At 47.5% G+C, this 21,613-nt stretch carries 17 protein-coding genes; 15 read left to right on the forward strand and 2 right to left on the reverse strand.

Annotated elements, in window-relative coordinates; genetic code table 11:
* Positions 1 to 2: 2 nt before the first annotated feature.
* The 13 genes from LZG72_RS20030 to LZG72_RS20090 all read left to right on the forward strand — a co-directional run bounded on the left by LZG72_RS20030 (position 3) and on the right by LZG72_RS20090 (position 18,544).
* Entirely contained in the window at positions 3 to 1,664 is a 1,662-nt protein-coding gene (locus tag LZG72_RS20030) for a RagB/SusD family nutrient uptake outer membrane protein (RefSeq protein WP_233876423.1), read from the forward strand.
* Positions 1,665 to 1,690: 26 nt separating this feature from the next.
* Entirely contained in the window at positions 1,691 to 4,864 is a 3,174-nt protein-coding gene (locus tag LZG72_RS20035; protein WP_233876425.1) for a TonB-dependent receptor, read from the forward strand.
* A 7-nt stretch (positions 4,865 to 4,871) separates the two neighbouring features.
* Positions 4,872 to 6,644, forward strand: coding sequence for a RagB/SusD family nutrient uptake outer membrane protein (locus LZG72_RS20040; RefSeq protein ID WP_233876427.1), 1,773 nt, complete (start codon positions 4,872 to 4,874; stop codon positions 6,642 to 6,644).
* A 41-nt stretch (positions 6,645 to 6,685) separates the two neighbouring features.
* Positions 6,686 to 9,253, forward strand: a complete 2,568-nt coding sequence (locus LZG72_RS20045; RefSeq protein ID WP_233876429.1) for a sulfatase-like hydrolase/transferase — start codon at positions 6,686 to 6,688, stop codon at positions 9,251 to 9,253.
* A 62-nt stretch (positions 9,254 to 9,315) separates the two neighbouring features.
* The gene (locus LZG72_RS20050) at positions 9,316 to 10,797 is read left to right on the forward strand and encodes a sorbosone dehydrogenase family protein (RefSeq protein WP_233876431.1); all 1,482 of its coding nucleotides are present in this window, start codon (positions 9,316 to 9,318) and stop codon (positions 10,795 to 10,797) included.
* Positions 10,794 to 11,132, forward strand: a complete 339-nt coding sequence (locus LZG72_RS20055; protein ID WP_233876433.1) for a cytochrome c — start codon at positions 10,794 to 10,796, stop codon at positions 11,130 to 11,132. Before LZG72_RS20050 ends, LZG72_RS20055 begins: the two co-directional genes overlap by 4 nt.
* A 64-nt stretch (positions 11,133 to 11,196) precedes the next feature.
* A complete protein-coding gene (locus LZG72_RS20060; protein ID WP_233876436.1) occupies positions 11,197 to 12,264 on the forward strand; it encodes an SDR family oxidoreductase in 1,068 nt (355 codons plus the stop codon).
* A gap of 60 nt (positions 12,265 to 12,324) precedes the next feature.
* The gene (locus LZG72_RS20065; RefSeq protein ID WP_233876438.1) at positions 12,325 to 12,507 is read left to right on the forward strand and encodes a hypothetical protein; all 183 of its coding nucleotides are present in this window, start codon (positions 12,325 to 12,327) and stop codon (positions 12,505 to 12,507) included.
* 608 nt (positions 12,508 to 13,115) lie between these two features.
* Positions 13,116 to 13,994: a HEPN domain-containing protein gene (locus tag LZG72_RS20070; protein WP_233876440.1), complete on the forward strand. Its 879-nt coding sequence runs from the start codon at positions 13,116 to 13,118 to the stop codon at positions 13,992 to 13,994.
* A 142-nt stretch (positions 13,995 to 14,136) separates the two neighbouring features.
* Positions 14,137 to 15,009: an ATP-binding cassette domain-containing protein gene (locus LZG72_RS20075; RefSeq protein WP_233876442.1), complete on the forward strand. Its 873-nt coding sequence runs from the start codon at positions 14,137 to 14,139 to the stop codon at positions 15,007 to 15,009.
* Complete coding sequence (locus LZG72_RS20080; protein WP_233876444.1) at positions 15,006 to 15,791, forward strand: hypothetical protein; 786 nt, start codon at positions 15,006 to 15,008, stop codon at positions 15,789 to 15,791. Before LZG72_RS20075 ends, LZG72_RS20080 begins: the two co-directional genes overlap by 4 nt.
* Positions 15,792 to 15,802: 11 nt before the next feature.
* Complete coding sequence (locus LZG72_RS20085) at positions 15,803 to 16,183, forward strand: GntR family transcriptional regulator (RefSeq protein WP_233876446.1); 381 nt, start codon at positions 15,803 to 15,805, stop codon at positions 16,181 to 16,183.
* A 147-nt stretch (positions 16,184 to 16,330) separates the two neighbouring features.
* On the forward strand, positions 16,331 to 18,544 hold the full coding sequence (locus LZG72_RS20090) for a S41 family peptidase (protein WP_233876448.1): 2,214 nt from the start codon (positions 16,331 to 16,333) through the stop codon (positions 18,542 to 18,544).
* Positions 18,545 to 18,707: 163 nt separating this feature from the next.
* Here LZG72_RS20090 and LZG72_RS20095 read toward each other — a convergent pair whose 3' ends face one another.
* Both LZG72_RS20095 and LZG72_RS20100 read right to left on the reverse strand, forming a co-directional pair.
* Positions 18,708 to 19,001 (reverse strand): nucleotidyltransferase domain-containing protein, encoded by a 294-nt coding sequence (locus tag LZG72_RS20095; RefSeq protein ID WP_233876450.1) that lies wholly within the window; start codon positions 18,999 to 19,001, stop codon positions 18,708 to 18,710.
* On the reverse strand, positions 18,998 to 19,480 hold the full coding sequence (locus LZG72_RS20100; RefSeq protein WP_233876452.1) for a nucleotidyltransferase substrate binding protein: 483 nt from the start codon (positions 19,478 to 19,480) through the stop codon (positions 18,998 to 19,000). Before LZG72_RS20100 ends, LZG72_RS20095 begins: the two co-directional genes overlap by 4 nt.
* Positions 19,481 to 19,941: 461 nt before the next feature.
* On the opposite strand from LZG72_RS20100, the gene LZG72_RS20105 reads away from it, so the two are divergent.
* Positions 19,942 to 20,247 carry a helix-turn-helix domain-containing protein gene (locus LZG72_RS20105; protein WP_233876454.1) on the forward strand — a complete coding sequence of 102 codons (306 nt, stop codon included), beginning with the start codon at positions 19,942 to 19,944 and terminating at the stop codon, positions 20,245 to 20,247.
* Positions 20,244 to 21,470 (forward strand): type II toxin-antitoxin system HipA family toxin, encoded by a 1,227-nt coding sequence (locus tag LZG72_RS20110; protein ID WP_233876456.1) that lies wholly within the window; start codon positions 20,244 to 20,246, stop codon positions 21,468 to 21,470. The genes LZG72_RS20105 and LZG72_RS20110 overlap by 4 nt, the downstream gene beginning before the upstream one ends.
* Positions 21,471 to 21,613 lie beyond the last annotated feature (143 nt).

The raw sequence follows: 21,613 nt of genomic DNA on the forward strand, positions 1-21,613 counted from the left end.
TTATGCTTTTAAGAAAAAACTACATATCCTGGCTCCTGATCTGCGCCATAAGTGCCGCTCACCTCAGCTGCCAAAAATTTGAAACAGAGCCTGTTGACGCCCGCACAGAAGAACTCATTTACGACGAAAACGACATTAACGGCTTCTTTGCCGAGCAGGCAGTCACAAACCTGTACACCTTTTTGCCAAAAGGATTTAACCGCGTCGACGGCGCCTACCTTGATGCCGCTACCGACGACGGAGTCTCTTCGCAACTTACCAGCGACATTTACCTGTTATCCAAAGGATTACAAAGCGCCACGCATCCGGTAGACGAGCGATTTGCCGAGAGTTATACCGCCATTTACAGGGTAAATCAGTTTTTGTCTAAAATAGATGTGGTACCCGTTGCCGCGCAGACCAAACAAAACTGGAAGGCCGAGGCCAGGTTCATCCGCGCTATCAGTTATTTCGAGCTGGTTAAACGGTACGGCGGCGTTCCGTTGCTGGGTGACGCGGTCCTGCGCCTCGAAGACAAAATCCGCACCCCAAAAAACAGTTACGAGGAATGCATTCAGTATATCGTCAGCGAATGCGATGCAATCAGCGGGTTGCTGCTCAAAGAACCCGTTTCGGCGGTACAGGTCGGGCGGATCACGCAGGGAGCTACCCTGGCGTTGAAGGCCAGGACTTTGCTTTATGCGGCGAGTCCGTTGAATAATCCGTCCGGTGACCCGGCCAAATGGCGGGCCGCTGCCGATGCAGCCAAAGCGGTGATCGACCTCAATTATTATGCATTAAATTCGAGTTTCACGAATGCATTCATTACCCGCAATGACAAGGAAGTGATCCTGGCATTTCAGGAAGCGCGAAACCTGACCCTGGAAACAGCACAGTCGCCGGTGGGTTATGTTTCAAATGTTTACACCAGCAATGGTTCGATCAGCCCGTCGCAGGAACTTGTGGATGCATTTCCGACCATCACCGGCAAAGCCATCGCCGACACTTCCTCGGGCTATCGTGCCAATAACCCTTATGCCAATCGCGATCCCCGGTTTGGGGCCACGATTTTTTACAATGGGGCGCAGTGGCTGGGCCGCGCGGTGGAGACATTCGAAGGCGGGGCCGACAAGCCTAATACTTCGTTGCCACAGACAAAAACCGGTTATTACCTCCGAAAATTCCTCCCCGATCTTTCCGCGGCCAGCGACTACGCTACTGCCGATCACAACTTCATCATTTTCCGCTACGCCGAAACGCTGCTCAACTACGCAGAGGCCATTAATGAATCCGGAAACGATGCTGCAAACCAGAAACTGGCTTATGAACAGTTAGTTAAGCTCCGAAAACGGGCAGGTATTACGGCAGGTACGGATGGATTATTTGGAGTGAAAGCAAACATGACCCAGGCAGAACTACGCTCGGCGATCAGGCTGGAACGGCGGATCGAGCTGGCATTTGAGGAGCACCGTTTCTGGGACGTGCGCCGCTGGAACACGGGCAATGTGGATTTTAACAAAACCATTCAGGGAATCAGGATCACAAAGGTTGCGCCGACGGAATTCACATATCAAAAAGTGAATGTCGAGCCGCTGGTTTTCATCGCTCCCAAAATGAATGTATACCCGTTTCCATTCGCTGAGTTACAGGCAAACGGGGCATTGCAACAAAATCCCGGCTGGTAAAAGATCAAATTCAAAATTACAGGATGATGAATATTTATAAAATTTTAACCGCAGTTCTTCTGCTATTTGGCTCCCTGAAAGGTGTCGCGCAGAATGGTGTCGCGCAGAAAAGCGTCGCGCAGAACCGGCAGGTTACGGGCACAGTCGCCGACGCAGCCGGCCCGACGCCGGGCATTACCGTTCAGGAAAAAGACCTGCTTTCAAACGGGGCTGTCACCGACGGCACCGGAAAATTCGAAATCACGCTTCAAGGCCGCAGTAATATCCTGCTCATATCGGGCGTCGGTTACACCACCCAGGAAGTGGCAGTGGGCACCAGAACCCGGGTCGAAGTACTGATCGAATCCAGTGAAACGAGTTTGAACGAAGTCGTGGTCGTGGGTTTTGGTACGCAGCGGAAAGTCGACGTGGTCGGCTCGGTGAGCTCGATCAGCAGGGCCGACATTCAGCAAACCCCTTCTGCCAGCATTCAGAATGCGCTGGCCGGGAAGCTGCCGGGCTTTTACACCCAGCAGCGAAGCGGGCAGCCTGGCGCCGACGGGGCGGATTTTGTGATCCGCGGGGTGAGTACCTTCAATGGAAATGTTCGGCCTTTGGTTTTGGTGGATGATATTGAATTCAATTACGACGATTTTTCAAATATCGACCCGAATGAGATCCAGTCCATCAGCGTCCTGAAAGATGCCGGCTCGACAGCCGTCTACGGTATCAAAGGCGCAAACGGGGTAATCCTGGTCACTACCCGGCGCGGAAAAACCGGCGCGCCGAAAATCAACTTCCGGACCGATTTTGGCATTCAGCGCCCTACGCATATTCCAAAAGTACTGGGGTCTGCGGATATGGCCATTTTAAGAAACGAGGCGCTAAAAAACGATGCATTTATCTCCGGCGGAACGTATGTGCCCGACTTCACCGAGGAAGATATCGAGCTGTTTCGCAACGGAACCGACCCATACGGACACCCGAACATCGACTGGTACAAAACGCTTTTCAAGAAAAGCGCTCCCATGACGACCAATAACATCGATCTTTCGGGAGGGACCGAGGTCGTCAAATATTTCGTCTCACTTGGTTATCAGAGCCAGTCGGGTCTTTTGCGCGATTTTAAATCCGACGATGTTGATAACAATTACCGTTTCAACCGCTACAATTTTCGCTCGAACCTGGATATCAAGGCGACCAGGACACTTAGTTTCAAGTTGGATGTTTCCGGAAATTACACGCTTACCAATCAGCCGCAGGTGGGCAACTCGCCATTTGGGGAGATCTATAATTACGAGGCGCTTACGCCATTTGTGTACCCGGTTTACAATCCCAATGGAAGCTATGGTTTTACCGATCCGCTGCGGCCGGCCCCGAGCAACAACATTGTGGGCCGCATTGAAAGAGGCGGCTACGACCGCGACCGCCAGAACCTGCTGAACCTGAATCTGTCAGCTGTTCAAAATCTGGAATTCATTACGCCGGGGTTGCAGGCGCAGGTGACGGTTTCTGTTGCCAACTCGAACAGTTCGAGAAGATCGCTAAGCGTCGCCAATTTTCCGTCGTTTTTTTATAATTCAAAAACCGAAGAGTACACGCCGCGAAATGCGAATATTTACCGGATCGATCCCTACGCGGCTACCTATTCAGGGGGGCACCCCCGGCGTCAGTCTGGTTTGCAGGCTACATTAAACTACAACCGGTCTTTTGGCAGCCACAACTTCGGAGGTCTGGTGGTTTTAAATCAGTATTCCAAACTGGATTCGACGCGGGTAGCCGTAGACCCAACCCGGGTTTCCAATTACATTCCCACCAACTCGCGCGGGATCATCGGGCGTGTCGATTACAATTTCAAGAACAGGTACATTGTCCAGTTTTCGGGAGCTTACAACGGCTCCGACCGTTTTGCGGAAGGCAGACGGTTTGGGTTTTTCCCTGCCGTGAGCGCAGGCTGGGTGATTTCGGAGGAAGGTTTTTTCAAAGATCAGCTACCGCTGGTCAGTTTGTTCAAAATCAGAGGTTCATACGGAATTACGGGAAGCGACGATCTGGGGGATTTCAAAAATTCGTATGAAGAGGTATATGGCCGCGGCGGTGCGGGTTCTTTCGGTGAAAGTAATGTCAGCACGCCCTCGATCGTTCCGGGCTCGCTGGCAAACGACCAGGTAACCTGGGAAAAGGAGCGAAAACTGGACTATGCCGTGGAATTCGGGCTTTGGGGAGATCGAGTTTCCGGTTCTGCCAACTTTTTTAACAACCGGCGTTACGATATTTTGTCGAGAAGAAGAACAGTGCCGAGCTATTTCGGGATTCCCGACGCGCAGCTTCCGCCGCTGAATCTGGGGATCGTAAGCAATGCCGGTTATGAACTTGAACTGGGGTACCGGGGTAAGGTCGGCCGGGATTTTGGCTTTAATATCAAGGCAAATTATTCCTATGCCAAAAACAAGATCATCGAAATTGATGAAGTCCGGCAGGTATTCCCATGGAAAACGCAGACCGGCCGGTCCATTGGCGAGCAGCAGGGATTTATCTGGGACGGATTTTACTCCGAAGCCGAGGCGCGCGACCCGAGTGTGCCTAAGTACATCGGCTCCACCACCGCAGCCTGGGGCGAGGGTACAACGTTGCCCGGCTTTCTCAAATACCGCGACCTGGACGCCGACGGGGTAATCACAGACAATGACCGTGGCTACTTTGGCACTACAAACCTGCCGAATACAACCATTGGACTCTCCGCAGGTTTTAACTATAAAAACTTCTCGTTCAATGTATTGCTTCAATCCGCATTGAATTCGGATGTGCAGATCGGATACAGTTTTTCCGTACCATTCAAGGGAAATTTGCAGGACATTCACCTCGACCGCTGGACGCCGGAAACGGCCAATACGGCTACCTTCCCTTCCCTAGTTAGCAACTTTCACGGTACTTATATGACTACCGCGAGCAATTCCAGCTTCTGGGCCATCAGCGGGAATTATCTCCGGGTACGCTCGATCGAGCTGGGGTATGCGCTCCCGGATGAATGGACGAGAGTAGTCAAATTGCAGGGTGTGCGGGTTTTTGCGAGCGGCTACAACCTGTTCAGCTGGTCCAAATCATTCCAGCGCTACGGCGTGGACCCGGAAGTGTTGCGTCAATCGGGCGATGCTTCTTCGTCGATCTCCTATCCTGCGCAGGCCATTATCAAACTGGGACTGAATGTTTCAATCAACTAGCAGCATCATGAAAAAGATATATCTGGCAGTCTGGGCCGCATTGCTGATCGCGGCCGCTTCCTGTGAAAACAAGGATTTTCTCGATACCAAAACCACGGCGAGCCTCAACACCGAAACCACGTTCGCCGACAGTGCAAACACCATGGATTTTCTGGCAGGGCTCTATGTTGATCTGGCCTATAATTTCCAGGTCGAAAATGCGCACAACGTCGCCGATTTTTCGGAGTTATCGGATGAAGGCGAGGGGCGGTATCCGGCATTGGGGAATTTTGATAAAATATTCACCAGCGGCACTTTTGCCAATGGTTATTACAATCAAATGCAGAACAACTGGGTGCTGTTTTACAGGATCATCCGCTCATCTAATATTTTTCTGGCCAATGTCGACAAGTCGCCATTATCACCTGCCAAGAAACAGCGGGTGAAAGCGGAGGCCCGTTTTGTAAGGGCATTCCATTATTTCAATTTGTTAAAATTCTTCGGCGGTATCCCGCTTGTGGGCGACGATGTATTTTCTGCGAGCGATGATGGCACATTTCAGCGGAATACGTTTGAGGAATGTGTGAATTACATGACTGCCGAGCTGGATGCCGCCGCCGCCGATATGCCGCTCAGCTACAATGGTGTGGATTTCGGCCGGATCACCAGAGGCGCTGCATTGGGGTTAAAGTCACGCCTCTTGTTATACGCGGCAAGTCCGCTCTACAATGGCGGCGGAACTACGACCAATGCGGAGCTCCTGCCGGTACTCTCCTACCCCACCGCAGACCCTGCCCGCTGGGAACGGGCCAGAGTTGCCGCAAAAGCGGTGATGGACCTTGCCTTATATTCGCTGCCTGTTAATAACACCACCAAATGGAGTGGGTCGGAGGCCGGATTGGGTTACGGTTTTTACAATGTATTCCTGACCCGCAAAAACCCGGAATTCATCCTGACCTACCTCATGCCGCCGGGCAAGCAGATTGAGCGAGGGATACTGCCAAGGTCGCGCGGAGGGGCAAATTTTTATACTTACCCTACCCAGGAGCTGGTCGACAAGTTTCCTACCATCAATGGCAAACCCATCACTGCGGATGTAAAATCGGCCGCAAACCCGACCGGTTTTGATGCCGCCAATCCCTATGTCAATCGCGACCCGAGACTTTCGGCAACTGTGATTTATAATGGAGGATTGTACTTCCTCAACACGACCAAGAATTTGCAGCCCGTGTATACCTATGTAGGCGCGCCCAATGACGGGATTGTGGCGATATCCTCCAATACGGCAACTATAACCGGCTATTACGTGCGAAAAATGGCCGACGACAACGGAGCGATCACCGGTGGAAATAATGTAGACAGAGGCATTCCATTGATCCGTTACGCCGAGATTTTACTAAATTACGCCGAGGCCGCCAATGAAACGGGCGACACAAAAGAAGCGATCAATACGCTGAAAACAATCAGGATCAGGGCCGGCATTGCGCCGGGGACCGATCAGCTTTACGGCTTACCAGCTGCCCCGACCAAGGATCAGGCGCGTGCATTGATCCAGAATGAGCGCGACATCGAGCTTGCATTCGAGCAGCACCGGATCTGGGATGTGAGAAGATGGAAGCTCGGGCCCGCGCTGGACGGAAAGTTCCTTCACGGCATGCAGATCACCAAGGTTGGCGAGGGATACACCTACCGGCTCCGCGACGTGAGGACACGCTATTTCAAGGATATTTACTACTATTTCCCTATCCCAAAAGATGACGTGGTACTTAATCCGAAGATTTTACAGAATCCCGGGTATTGATCCAAAAACACGACTGATCAATGCATTTAATAAATTCAACTATGAGATCGGAAGCGATGTTTTTCTGTAAAATTTTAAGTCTGAGTCTTTTAATTTCTGGCTTAAATCCATCTCTGGCGCAAAAGAAATCTGCCGGAAAAAGTACTGCGGCAAAGCCTAACATCATTTACATCATGGCCGACGACCTTGGGTATGGGGACGTAGGTTTTAATGGTCAGCAAAAAATCAAAACGCCGAACATAGACAGGCTTGCCGGGGAAGGGATCATATTTAATCAGCATTATGCCGGTACTGCGGTGTGCGGACCTTCCCGGGCGGCTTTGCTGACGGGCGTAAATACGGCCCATGCGCACGTGCGTGAACTTTCGGCCTGGACAGTGAGTGGCAAACCGGTGGACCTGCTCGATGAGGAAGTGACCGTTGCCGAAGAACTGAAACGGGCCGGGTACAAAACGGCGATTATCGGTAAATGGGGACTTGAAGAAGGTGCCGGCACAGGCGCTCCGAACGCGCAGGGTTACGATTATTTTTATGGTTACAAAACCCACACGGAAGCGCATCACTACTATCCCGAATACATTTGGGAAAATGGTAAAAAGATCACGCTGGAAAACAATGTAACCGCTGAAAAAAAGGGGAATTACTCGAACGATGATTTTACCTCGAAAGCCATTCGTTTTATTAAAGACAATAAATCAGGGCCGTTTTTTCTTTACCTGCCCTACACGGTTCCTCACAATGAAATTACGGTTCCGGAAGATTCCAAAAAGCCTTACCTGAACCAGGGCTGGACCGCCCGCCCGATGACTGCCGGGCATTATTACCACGACGCCGAGGGCAATACGACCTATGCAGGCATGGTATCCCGGCTCGACGGGTACGTCGGCCAGATTTTGCAAACATTAAAAGATCAGGGAATCGATGAGAATACAGTTGTGATTTTCACCAGCGACAACGGGCCGGGTTTTGATAATGGCTTTTTTGACAGCAACGGACCATTTAAAGGCAAGAAGTTTACATTATATGAGGGAGGAATCCGCGTACCGTTCGCCGCGCGCTGGCCTGCCCGGATTAAGGCAGGAAGTAAAACTTCACACCCGTCGGCATTCTGGGATTTCCTGCCGACTGCCTGTGAAATAGCGGGCATTAAACCTTCCGCTAAAATCGACGGCGTTTCCTATCTGCCGACATTGCTTGGTAATGCACAACAGCCTAAACACGATTTTCTGTATTGGGAGATTAATGAGGCGCAGGGACCGGCGCAGGCGATCCAGGCGGGGGAATGGAAAGGTCTTGCTCAGTACAACAAGGCTTTCGAACTATATCATCTGGCGACAGACCCAGGCGAAACGACCAATGTAGCCGGGCAAAATCCCGCAGTAGTAAAAAGATTGAAAGAAACACTCATTGCGACCCGCACTGAAAATCCGGAATTTCCGCTCACCAAAAGAAGCTCGCATTATGCCAGTGAAAAGCCGGTTTACCACATTTACGCTGGCAGCACGCACGCGCATACTTCGTACACCGAATCGCATGGGTCTCACCTTGACAAAGCAAAAGGCGCGACTAAATTCATGGAAGTGGACTCAATTGGCGTAAGCCACGCGGTAAATTCACCTTTAAAACCCGACTGGCAAAAACACCAGGGTCCGCCTTCCGAGCATTTCGGGCTGGCAAAAGCCAATGGGTACGATTTCTATATCTCTACTGACCATTCTCAGGAAGCGGGATTCCACCCGACGAGTGACAAAAATGCGCAATGGATCTCACTTCACGACCAGGCCAGTAAGGCAACCGACAAAAACTTTGTAGCCCTGGCGGGTTATGAGCATTCCGAAAATAACGGTCCGGGGGGCAGAGGCCATATCAACGTGATCAATTCGGCCGCTTACCTGAATGCACTTGAAAAGGACGTGGATATTAAGGTGGCCTATAAATGGCTGGGGAATGCAAAATCGTACGACAATGACGGCCCCGTGATCGCAAGTTTTAATCACCCTGATGTCAAATCGTACGACAGCTTCCAATACCGGGATGAAAAAGTGACCGACGTGATTACCTTACTGGAAGTGATCAATTCCAATAAAAATATCCATTATGAAGGCTTTTTGGCCGCATTGAACGCAGGCTGGAAGGTTTCTCCGGTGGCAGGAAATGATAACCACGGCACCGCAGCCATTAGCAAGCAAAAATCCCGGACTTTCGTACTGGCAGAAAGTAAATCGAAGCGCGACATTCTGAATGCGATGAAAAACCGCCGGACTTACGCCTCGCTTGACCAAAACATCCAATGTCAATATTGGGTGAACGGGCAGATTATGGGCTCGACACTTAATAAACCCGACGAATTCAAATTTGACATTAATATCAGCGACCCTGATGTGGCAAATCCTGCAAACAAGATTAGGAAAATTGAAATTCTGAAAGATAATGGCGTAGTGGTCGAGAGTCTGGAAGCTTCTGCTCACAGCGTGAAATGGGAGCCGGTAATTAAGGATTCCACCAGCAAGTATTTCTTTATCAGAGTCTTTTCCGCCGGCGATCCGGGCTCTGCGGAGAATCATGCAAAGCCGGTCGCCTGGCTGGCGCCTGTCTGGACTGGGCGGTAGAATGTGGTAAGCGGAACAGTTTTTGTAAGTGGCGTGCGCAATTCACACTAACATTACCGCGCATGTTTAAAATTACGTTCCGAAGCCCGAGGCCAGGGTTGGCCGTTAAACTGCTGATCGCTGCGAGCATACCTTTCTTCATTTCCTGCTATGGTATCAAAAGCTCGAAAGGCGGTGGGCAACTAGGGCGGCATATGACCCGCAATCCGCAAGCAGCTGACGTTTTGCTTGCACCAGGCTACAAGATCGATCTGGTTACCAAAGGCCTGACCTACCCTACTGCCTGTACGTTCGACGACAAGGGTGAGCTGTATGTGATCGAAGGCGGGTATAGTTATGGCGAGTCCTGGACCCGTCCGGCACTGATCCGTATCAGCCAAAACGGTGATCAAAAAGTCATCGCTTCCGGCTCGGACAATGGCCCGTGGACTGGCGTCGATTTCTATGAGGGCCATTTTTATATAGCGGAAGGCGGCAGTAAAGCGGGTGGGAAGATTCTCAAAATAGCTCCGTCGGGAAAAATTGATACATTGATTGCAAACCTGCCCAGCGGGGGCGATCACCATACCAATGGGCCCGTCGTGCGGAATGGCTTCATTTATTTTAGTCTGGGGGCTGCAACCAATTCCGGGGTGGTCGGGCCGGACAACGCACATTATGGCTGGCTGAAACGCAAGCCTACATTCCACGATATTCCCTGCCAGGACATCATCCTGGCCGGCGTCAATTTTGATTCCGAACACGCGCTCGACAAATCTGCCGGCAGCGTCACCACCGGCGCCTACTCACCTTACGGAAAACCTTCGGCGCCAAATCAGCGCATTTCGGGCAGCATTCCCTGCACGGGGGCCGTTATGAGAATATCAGTCGGCGGTACCAAGCCGGAGGTAGTGGCCTGGGGTTATCGCAATCCATTCGGGCTGCGCTTTTCGCCGGATGGTAATCTATTTGTAACCGAAAATGCCTACGACGAGCGCGGCAGCAGGCCCATATGGGGAGCGGGCGACATTTTGTGGCAGGTAAAGCCGGGTACATGGTATGGTTTCCCCGATTTCTCGGGTGATATGCTGCTGGCCGGTGACATTGAATTCAAAGCGCCGGGCTCTCCAATGGTCCAATCAGTGTTAAAAGAACATCCTAATAAACCTCCGAAACCTGCGGCCATTTTAGAAGTGCATTCATCGTCCAGTGGTTTTGATTTCGCCAATGCGGCATTTGGTTTTGCAGGCGAAGCATTCATTGCGCAGTTTGGCGATATGGCCCCTGACGTTGGCAAGACACTCGCGCCGGTGGGTTTCAAACTCGTGCGCGTAGATCCTGCGAGTGGGGTGATCCGGGATTTTGCTATTAATAAAGGCAAACGCAATGGGCCGGCCAGCGCGTTGGGGAATGGCGGTTTGGAGCGGCCGGTTTCTGTCAAATTCAATGAAGCAGGTGATGAACTGTATGTCGTTGATTTCGGGATTGTACAAATGAGTAAAAAGGGCCCGCATCCGCAAGAGAAAACCGGGGTCATCTGGAAAATAACTAAAACACAGCCATGAACAGAAAGACATTGCTAATCACCTTTGTTCTTGCAGGTTTTCTCACCGCATGCGCCATGCGCCGTTCAGAGCCGGCTAAGCAAAAAATGTTTGAACCCGCCACCAGCCAGATCGCCAATGGCGAAAAGATTTTTATGGCTAAATGCCAGAAATGCCACCCGGGTGGTGAGGCCGGACTCGGTATAGGGCTTAATCCGGTACCGGCACCGAAATTCCTGAAAAGATTTCAGATACGGCACGGTCTGGGTGTGATGCCGGCATTCAAAAAAGAAGAGATCACGCGGCAGGAGCTTCACGATATTACCAGCTATATGTCAGCCTGGAAACATTATTAGGTTAGCATTTAACAATCATCCATTATCCGGGTTAATGGCAGGTAGGTTTTAAAAAAAAATAATCATGAAAAATATAGCATTGGTCGTTGGAGCTACCGGTATAACCGGAAGTAACCTGGCCGAAAAATTGATTGAAAAAGAATGGATCACATACGGTCTTGCCCGTAATCCGAATGCTGATATCGAAGGTTTAATCCCTATTTCGGCCGACTTGCTCAATTCAGACGATCTGGCCGCAAAATTTGCGGATATTTCACCTACCCATGTTTTCTTCACAACCTGGATGCGCAATGATACGGAAGCAGAAAATATACGTGTTAACAGCGCTATGGTTCGCAACTTGCTGAACGCCGTTTCTGACAAAAAATCGGTTCAGCATGTTGCCCTCGTAACCGGACTGAAACACTATCTCGGACCGTTTGAAGCATATGCAAAGGCGGGGACTTTGCCTGAGACCCCCGTCCGCGAAGAACATCCGAGATTGGATCTGGAAAATTTTTATTATGCTCAGGAAGACGAAGTTTACGCCGCTGCAGACCATGATGGTTTTACATGGAGCATTCACAGACCACATTCGGTGATCGGTAAAGCCGTTGGTAATATGATGAACATGGGTACGACGCTGGCCGTTTACGCCTCTATTTGCAAAGAAACCGGACGACCGTTTCACTTCCCGGGATCAGCTGCGCAGTGGAATGGCTTATCGGACGTGACGGATGCCCGGATTCTAGCTGAACATATGATATGGGCTGCTACTACTGATGCTGCGCACAATGAGGCGTTCAATGTGGCAAATGGTGATGTGTTCCGCTGGAAATGGCTATGGAAACAAATAGCCCAATGGTTTGAAGTTGAGTCCGCTGATTTTAATGGTGAAATCCATCCACTGGAAGCTGAAATGGCGGCTGACGCTCCGTTGTGGAAAGAAATAGCTGCCAGGTACCAGTTAAAAGAACAGGATATCAACCGTGTGGCTTCTGCCTGGCACACAGATCTCGACCTGGGCCGCCCAATGGAAGTAATGACCGATATGTCTAAAAGCCGCAAGCTTGGTTTTACAGTGTACCAAGACACGCGCGACTCATTCTTTGATTTGTTTGAAAAGCTGCGGTTGGAACATTTGATCCCATAAGATATCGGGAATTTCATTCGTGCCATAATTTTCTATCTTTGGATGTAAAACTTGCTGGCAATGGACGCAATCAAAATAAGGGTAAATAAGCAAATGGACGGATACTCATTCAGTATCTCGCCATCCATTCGCGACTTCATTCGGAAACTCTTTCCTAATGCGCATCCCGCAAACAATCAATTCGTTGACACTCAGACAGGAAACGTACTACACAAAGTAACCCCGCGTGACGAAAAAGTTTAATCAATACCTCGGGAAGGCTGGGCACCTGGCGATTATGTCTGAGTTCTTGATGCTCGGATGGAATGTCGCAATTCCTGAAGTTAATATCGGCGATGACATTTTTGTGGTCCAGGACGATAATGGAACGTTAAGACGAGTACAGGTCAAAACCTCAACTTCTACTAATAATTAGACATACCAGGCAAAATTGAAGTCAGAGAATATGCTCATCAAACATTTAGAAAGACATTTGACTTTTTACAATTAAAAGACCCAAAAACCTATTTCGATGTAACAACAATTGGCCAAGAGTTAACGAAAGCCGACGAACAGCAAATTTGGGAGGACATTATTTCGAGTCAACAGAAAATATTGACTGACAAAAAAATTAAACATCGAAATTTCGGCGAGTACTCAAAACATAACTGTGGCTATGAAACCTGTCCTTTAAACGGACTTATGATTAGACAGGGCTCAGCAATTTCAGACGGACATATGCAGTTCAATTCTGACAAGAATCAATATGCTGCGAAGGACAAGTCGGACAGACGAAAAGCCGATCGAAAAAAAGAAAAACAAATTACACAAATAATTATTGAGGCCGAATGATGTCGAACATCCACACACAAATGAAAACCACCCTCACTCACCTCCCCGAAGACAAACAGGAAGAACTAAAAACCATCACCGAAATCATCCTATCTAAAATCCCCGCCGAAATGGTCATTCTTTTCGGTAGCCATGCGCGTGGTGATTGGGTGGAGGATTTTCAGGAAACCTACGAATATGTGAGCGACTATGATATTCTTGTCATCACCAAAGATCGAAAGGCGGCGAGAGGACAAAAAAAGTGGCAGGATTTAGACAAGGAATTAGCGGCTAATGAAGACATCACAAAAACGAACATTATCCAACATAGTGTTTGGTTTGTGAATGACAAGATTGAGCGGAACTTTTACTTTTTTGTGGACATTTTCAAGGAGGGAATTATGCTTTTTGATTCCGGAAATTTCACTTTATCGGAACCGAAAGAACTGAATCCGCAGGAAAGACAGAAAAAAGCAAGTAATGCATTTACGCATTGGTTTGAATCTGCTAATCTTTTTTTGGAAACCTTTGATTTTCTCTTTAAAAAAGGAGAGAACAACATTGCATATTACCGTAATGCAGCATTCGAGCTTCATCAAGCCACCGAAAGATATTATGCTGCCATTCTGCTCGTTTTTACTGATTACAAACCCAGAACGCATGATATTGAGGAATTAGGAAAACAAGTCGAAAAACTTCATTCCGACTTTGCAACTGTTTTTCCCAAAAAAACAGCCGAAGAAGCAGGACTATTCAAACTTCTCAAAAAAGCGTACATTGATGCGCGATATGAAATAAATTACAGAATCGAAAAAGAAGAATTAGAGTATTTATCCGAGCGCGTAAAACTGCTGAAAGATCTGACAGAACGCATTTGCAATGAGCGGATTGCACAATTTACGGACGACCGAGACGACTAAGCCTTCAATGCCGATACTGGAACCTTGGAACCCGGGGCATGTCCCAAGGCGAGTCGGTAAAAAATTAATTCTCTCAGTGCAGTAGTTTTCAATGGATACGACTTATAGTGTTGTAGATATCTACAACACTAAACCGCAAAGCATGATATCCTTTAAACAAGTTTGCTTTGGCTATGAAAAGCAGAAGGCACTTTTTGAAAATTTGAATCTGCATTTATCTCCTGGACGGATTTACGGGCTGCTAGGTAAAAACGGAGAAGGGAAATCCAGTCTGCTTCGTAACATGGCAGGGCTACTTTTTCCGGATAAAGGAGAAATCAGCATAGCAGGTTTCAACCCGTCGGGCAGAGAGGCCGAATTCTTGCAGGATGTATTTTTTATACCGGAAGAACCCTACTTGCCTTCATTTACAGTTGAGAAGTTTTCAGAGCGGTTTGGTTTGCTCTACCCAAAATATGACCGCACTGAATTTCATAAAGGCATTTCTCATTTCAATGTTTCAGTCAGCGACAGGCTTGATAAAATGTCCTACGGACAGCGAAAGAAGGTGCTCATCGCTTTTGCCCTGGCCTGCAATACCAAAGTAATCCTGATGGATGAACCCACCAATGGCTTGGATATTCCAGTTAAGACCCAGTTCAGAAAGTCAGTACTATCTGCCATTGACGACGAAAAAATTATTGTGATCGCCACACACCAGGTTCGTGACCTTGACAATCTCATTGATAGCGTAATCATCCTGAATGAAAATAAAATAGCCATACAAACTGACCTGGAAACGGTAGCGCAGCATTTGTCTTTCGAAACATACGCGGACATCGGCGATGGAAGTGACAGTATCCTGTATGCCAAACCTGGCCCTGGCGGGTGCAAAGTAGTGACCAGGAATATATTTGGCACCGACTCCAGAATAGATCTTGAACAGTTTTTCAATGCTGTCGTGCTGAGTCCAACAAAAATACAGCACATTTTCGATCAGAATCCCCCCTCCCAGGAATCAACAACTGTACTATGAGAAAGTCATCGAGCCATTACCGGATAAGCGTACTGATCCGTCTTGAATTCGACCAGAAAGGAAGAAATTACCTGTGGGTCAGTTGCTTATTGACTGTGGGTCTTTTGGTTATGACATTACCGACGCTGTATTTCGATACCTACAACCATTCATGTGAGTTACTCCAATATGCTGCAATTCCGCTGGTACTTATCTTTGGCAGCAGCTTTTATACAAGCACTGCATTAACGGACTATGCTGCAGGCAACAAGGGGATATTTGCACTGATGACACCTGCATCCACGGCAGAAAAGATGCTTGCTGCGCTACTAGTCAACCTGATGTTCCTGATCCCTTTTCTGGTCTTGTTCTGGCTACTGCACTTCGGTACCATTCACTTTGCAAATGCAAGGTTTCCGGCAACACATACGAAATACAGCCCAGTCACACGCGAAGTGGCAATATATGTCACTTACTGCTACTTCTTATTCAACAGTGTGATATATGCCGGATCAATCTATTTTACCAAAAACTCTTATGTCAAAACACTGGCATCCGCCCTGCTGGGAGCGCTGGCGCTTAGTTCGGTTAACACCTCTTTTGCCAAATACTTAGCCTCGTACCCCATGATGCTGGGCGCTTTTCCATTTGGTGGCTGGAATGTAGTCCGCGATAGCAGCCTCAAAGTTTATCGGGTCCATTTTCCCGACATGGCGTATTCATGGCTTTATGTATTACCTGCGCTGATGGTGCTCGGCTTGTGGCTTGTGGCTTACAAGCGCTTGCAGGAAAAGCAGCTTTAAACAAAATCACCGTGGAATTTAGAGACAAACAATCCATTTATCTGCAGATTGCCGATCACATTTGTGAAGGCATCCTGCAAGGCAAGTGGCAAGAGGGAGAACGTATACCATCCGTGCGTGAGCTTGCGGTCTTAATGGAGGTAAATCCTCATACGATTTTACGGAGCTATGAATTCCTTCTCAATAAAGACATTATTTTCAACAAAAGAGGACTGGGGTACTCCGCCTCTAATTCAGCCCGAGCCTTGATCCTCGCTTATCGTAAACAACGCTTTATGGAAAAGGAACTGCCGGTGTTCTTTTCCAGCCTGGTACTGCTGGAAATCAGCATCGAAGAAATCAAAGCCCGCTACAATGAATTTATGGTTAAAAACAACACAGTCAGCCTTTAATAGAAAACCGATGAAAAACAGTGATAAATTATTACTCACTCTATTAGTTGTATTCTTGATTGCTACACTTGGTAGCAACTTTGTACTTAAAGCTGAGTACGAAAAAGTCAAAACAATTGACCACAAAAGCATTAAACACCAGTAACAATGCAAAAGCACCTTTATTTGTTCATTCTTCTTCTTGTCTGTACTGCCCTCGAAGCGCAGGAAAATGCAAACTTCAACCTGGGTTTCGAAAAGGTTACACCTGGTCAGAAATTGCCTGATAAGTGGATGCAGTGGGGCGTAGGATATTTGGTTACTGGTGATACAATTGAAAAAAACCAGGGTAATCGTTCTGTGCTTCTTCGATCGCCCCAGGAGATTAAAAATGGCACTTTTGGTAGTGTGGCAAATACACTGCCGGCCATTTGGGAAGGAAAGCAAATCGAGCTGAGAGGTTATATGAAGTTCCAGGATGTGGAAGGGTCAGCGGGATTAATGTTGCGCATTGACGGAAATTCCGGCATGCTGCAATTTGACAATATGCAAAGCCAGGGCATCCGGGGAACGCAGGATTGGAAACAATACAGCATCAAACTACCCTACCCTTCCAATGCTGCAAAGATTCATGTCGGGGCATTGCTCGTCGGGAAAGGTTCTTTATGGATAGATCAGTTTGAGATTTTCGTTGACGGAAAGCCGATAGAACAGGCCCTACTAAGAAAGCCGGCCGCTGCGCTGCTTGATAAAGAATTTGATAACGGCTCGGGCTTTACAATTGGTAAGCTTTCGCCTGCCCAGATTACTGAACTGGGCAACGTCGGAAAACTTTGGGGATTTTTGAAATACCATCATCCGGCAATTGCCAGTGGAGACCTCAATTGGGATTATGAATTAATCCGCCTTCTGCCGCAGGTTGCCGCCCATGTATCACCAACCGACAAACAAAAAGCACTGCATTCGTGGATCTCAAAACTGGGGCCTATCAAAGCTGCCGGCAACTATGTTGTCGCCAGTGACGCAGTTTTGAAGCCGGAGCTCGGATGGATCAAAAATGCTGGTTTTAGTAAAGACGTGGAAGCATTACTGGATACGGTCAAAAACGCTTCCCGCACCGAAGACGGCTACTACATTGGCTTGCAGCCGGGTGTCGGAAATCCTGATTTCAGAAATGAGAATGCTTATGCAAACATGCCCTACCCCGATGCCGGGTTCCGGTTGGTGAGCTTATTCCGGTACTGGAATATGATCGAATACTTTTTTCCATATAAGCATTTAATCAAAGAAGATTGGCACGCCGTGCTTCTTGAATTTATTCCAAAATTTGTAAATGCTGCTAACGAAACCGCCTATAAGCTGGCAGCACTCGAACTGATCACAAGGGTAAAGGACACGCACGCTAATGTGTACAACCAAAGTCCTTCCCTGGATGCCCATTTTGGCAACCGGTATGCTGCCGCGCAGCTTTCTTTTGTGGAAGGCAAACCAGTGGTCACTGATTTTTATAATGGGAAACTTGCAGAGCAATCCGGATTGAAAATCGGGGACGTAATTGAAAAGATCAATGGAAGAAGCGTCAGTGACATGATCAAGGAAAAACTTCCTTACACAGCTGCATCCAATATGCCAACGAGGCTTAGGAACATGGCTCCAAATCTGCTGCGCAGCAACGATTCCCTGATCTCGGTCCGCATTAAACGCAATTCAAAAATCCTGGACTTGAAAATTCCTGCGCATGAAAAAGAGCAAATCAATCTGTATGCAAACTACAACAAGAAGGATACCTGCTTTAAATTGGTCCAACCAGATGTTGCGTATCTGTTTCCGGGTAAGTTTAGAAATGACTACCTGCCGATTATTGCGCCGGAGATATCCAAAACCAAAGGCCTGATCATAGACATGAGATGCTATCCTTCTGAATTTATGGTATTCACATTCGCTCCCTACTTATTACCCGAAGCGCGCGCATTCGTAAAATTTTCGAGGGGAAGCATACAAACCCCGGGAGCGTTCACATTCACCCCCGAGCTTAAAACCGGAAAAACGAATGCAGACTATTATAAGGGAAAAGTAGTGCTGATTGTAAATGAAAGCACGCTCAGCCAGGCAGAATACACCTCCATGGCATTTTCCCAGGCTCCAAACATTACCATCATCGGGAGCACAACGGCTGCCGCGGACGGCAATGTGTCTCCTATCGTCTTACCAGGTAATATCCGGACAGGCATAAGCGGGATCGGTGTCTATTATCCCGACGGAAGGGAAACCCAGCAAGTAGGGATCGTTCCTGATATTGAGGTTAAACCCACAATCCAAGGTATATTAGCTGGACGTGATGAGCTTTTGGAGAAGGCCCTGGAAATTGTTGGAACCAAGTAAAGCCCTTCCAACCCGGAGAACGTTCGGGCCGATCACATGGATGCACATTTTTGCTTGCTCTTTTTTCACCGCGGCCTATCTGCATTGGTGGCAGGCGAAAACCACACCAACTTCTAGCGCTGGAACTGGATAATGAGTGATAAGTATCCTGTTGGTTTGTTACTTAAAAAAACACTCCCACCCGATCAATGTGATCGATAAGCTCCTTATTTTCAATATGATGATAAATAGCCAGATCTATCTTGTAGGGAAGCATTAAATCATCCAGTTCAGTTTCGATTTTAAATTGATCTGACAAATTGAGGCTTTCGCCGACAAGCACCAAATCAATGTCGGAGCCGTTGCGGAAATTTCCTTTTGCACGCGATCCGTAAAGGATTGCCTTTTCCACTTGCGGGTATTTCTTAAAGACCGCCTGAATGGCGGCAATGGTGCTTTCTTTAAGTCCGTACTTCATTCTTTCTCAAATATGTTGCCATGCTCCCCATAACGTTTCTCTTCCATAGTACTTTTAAAAGCCAAAAAAGCAGGTAGGTACTCCTCTAAAATTCTCTCGAAAATCGCATCAGCTGTTCCTTCATTATATGTGTGCGAGGTTTGGTTTCGGCTTTTGACCATTTCCATCCACAGTTCGCCGTCTTCAATCAAATCCGCAGCAAAGGCCGCTCTTGTTGCGTCTTTGGAACCTAATACTTTTATATCACCCTCGTGAAGGAGAAAGTCTTTCATCACATTCCATGCCAATTCGTGCGTGTATTCAAATCGTTGAATCAAGCCTTCCTTAATGATATCATCCAGAAAGTCATCTTCATCAATGTTTCCTGCCTCGTCCGAAGGGTAATCCTTTTTAATTTTGGATACCGCCTGATCCAACTTGTGCAATGCTTTAAGATAATTATTGAAGCGCTGCTCCCAACGGATGTCCTGTTCGTTCATAGTTTCAAATTTGAAGTGCTGTTTAAAGAATTACTTGCCAATACAATATGTATTATACATTCATAATCAATGGTTTAAACACATATAGGTACAAAAAGGGTACAAACTGGCATTTTAAGAGTAAAAAGTTTCCAAATTGTTGCCTGTCATTTTGGACTTGCACATATTGAACAAGTACTCTTGAATATGGATGATGCCTTCATACAACATCTGTACTCACCTTCAAAAGTAACGATTTTGTGTGTTATGCTTCATTGGTCAACTTTACATAAATCTGGCGGTGCAACTACCGAGGAATTCTCGGCAGTTAAAGTTGGAATGTAGGGTGAAAGATGGTGCGCACAGGTGATTTGTCGATTTCAACTTTAAAACCATATAAGCAGGCATTCTCCGTTTAAAATTAACTATATTTGTGATACAATAGTATTAATTATAAGGTTATAAGGTCAATAGGTACTACAATGATATCACTTATATCGCCATCAAAGGCGCTTCGTAAGCTTGCAGAAAATGTGAGATCTAGGCGCCTGAGTGAAGGCCTCACTCAGGAAGGTCTGGCAGAGCGTTCAGGCGTTGCACTACCAACTCTAAGAAAATTTGAGCAGAAAGGCGTCATCTCTTTAGAGTCATTCCTTAGGCTCCTTTTGGTTGTAGGCGGCATCGAGGAAGTGATTGAGGCTATCAAGCCTGTAAAACCAGCATTTTCTTCTATTGATGAAGTGTTGAAGGAAGAGACTTCAATCCGTAAACGAGGTCGTCGCAAATGAAACAACTTATCACAGAACTCAAAGTAAGATTGGATTGCGGCAGCGAAATTCTTCCGGTTGGGCGTTTGGCTATTCGCGACCACACCATTTATTTTGAATATGAGGCCTCATTCATTCAAAGAGGACTGGAGATTTCTCCTTTACGCTTGCCTCTCAAAACAGGCGTTACCACTTTTGAAACAAGACCTTTCGAAGGATTGGCGGGTGTTTTTAGCGATAGCCTACCCGATGGTTGGGGGCGGTTGCTATTTGACCGCCTTTTGCGTTCTCAAAACATATTGCCGTCAGATATTACTTCACTGGATCGTTTGGCACATGTGGGATTTCACGGCATGGGAGCCTTAGTCTATGAACCGGATTATAGTCCGTCTGATATAGAAGATAGCTTTATTGATCTGGATCAACTTGCTCAGCAAGCCGGTGAAGTTCTTAGAGGAAGTTTAGATGAGATCATTCAGGAGCTACTTTCTTTAAATGGATCATCTGCCGGGGCAAGACCCAAAGCACTCATAGGGGTTGATAAGACCCGTCAGAATATAACCCATGGTGCAAAGCAACTCGCCGATGGATTTGAGCCCTGGCTGATCAAGTTCCCGAATTCGCAAGACGGACTTGATTCCGGCGCTATTGAATACGTTTATGCCCTGATGGCAAAAGAGGCAGGAGTTGTAATGTCAGAAGCTCATTTATTTGCTGCTAGCAAAGGATGCGGATATTTTGCAGCAAAACGCTTTGACCGGGATGGTACTAAACGATACCACATGCATACGGTAAGCGGGTTATTGCATAGTGATTTTCGGACACCATCATTAGATTATGAAGATTTACTGACGCTTACTGGTCAGCTTACGAAAGACATCCGTGAGGTTGAGAAAATGTATAGACTCGCTGTATTCAATGTCCTGGCCCATAACCGTGATGACCATGCCAAGAACTTCAGTTTTCTGATGGATAATAAAGGGGAATGGAAGTTATCGCCAGCTTATGATCTGACGTTTTCTAATGGCCCTGGGGGAGAACAAAGCACAATGGTAATGGGAGAGGGAAGAAATCCCAGCGACAAGCAGCTTATAAAGCTTGGGCTTGAAGCGGGTCTGTCCAAAGCTCTTGTAAATGAAAGTATAGCACAAACAAAGGCTGCTTTGGAGCAGTGGAAAACCTTGGCAAAAGAATACGGTATTAGTCAAGCAAATATAGATTTGATAAATAAAAGGCTGGCATGAAAAGGATGGTGTATCCATTTCATGCCTTTGTTAATGTACTCACGTTTGAGAAGCCCATGCTATTCCTTTTCAATTCTCTACGACAGGCTATCTAAATAGTCAGCATAATGTTGCATCATGACTTTACCTTAAGGTAAAAAACT

The sequence above is a fragment of the Dyadobacter sp. CY323 genome (genome assembly GCF_021390245.1).
GTDB lineage: Bacteria > Bacteroidota > Bacteroidia > Cytophagales > Spirosomataceae > Dyadobacter.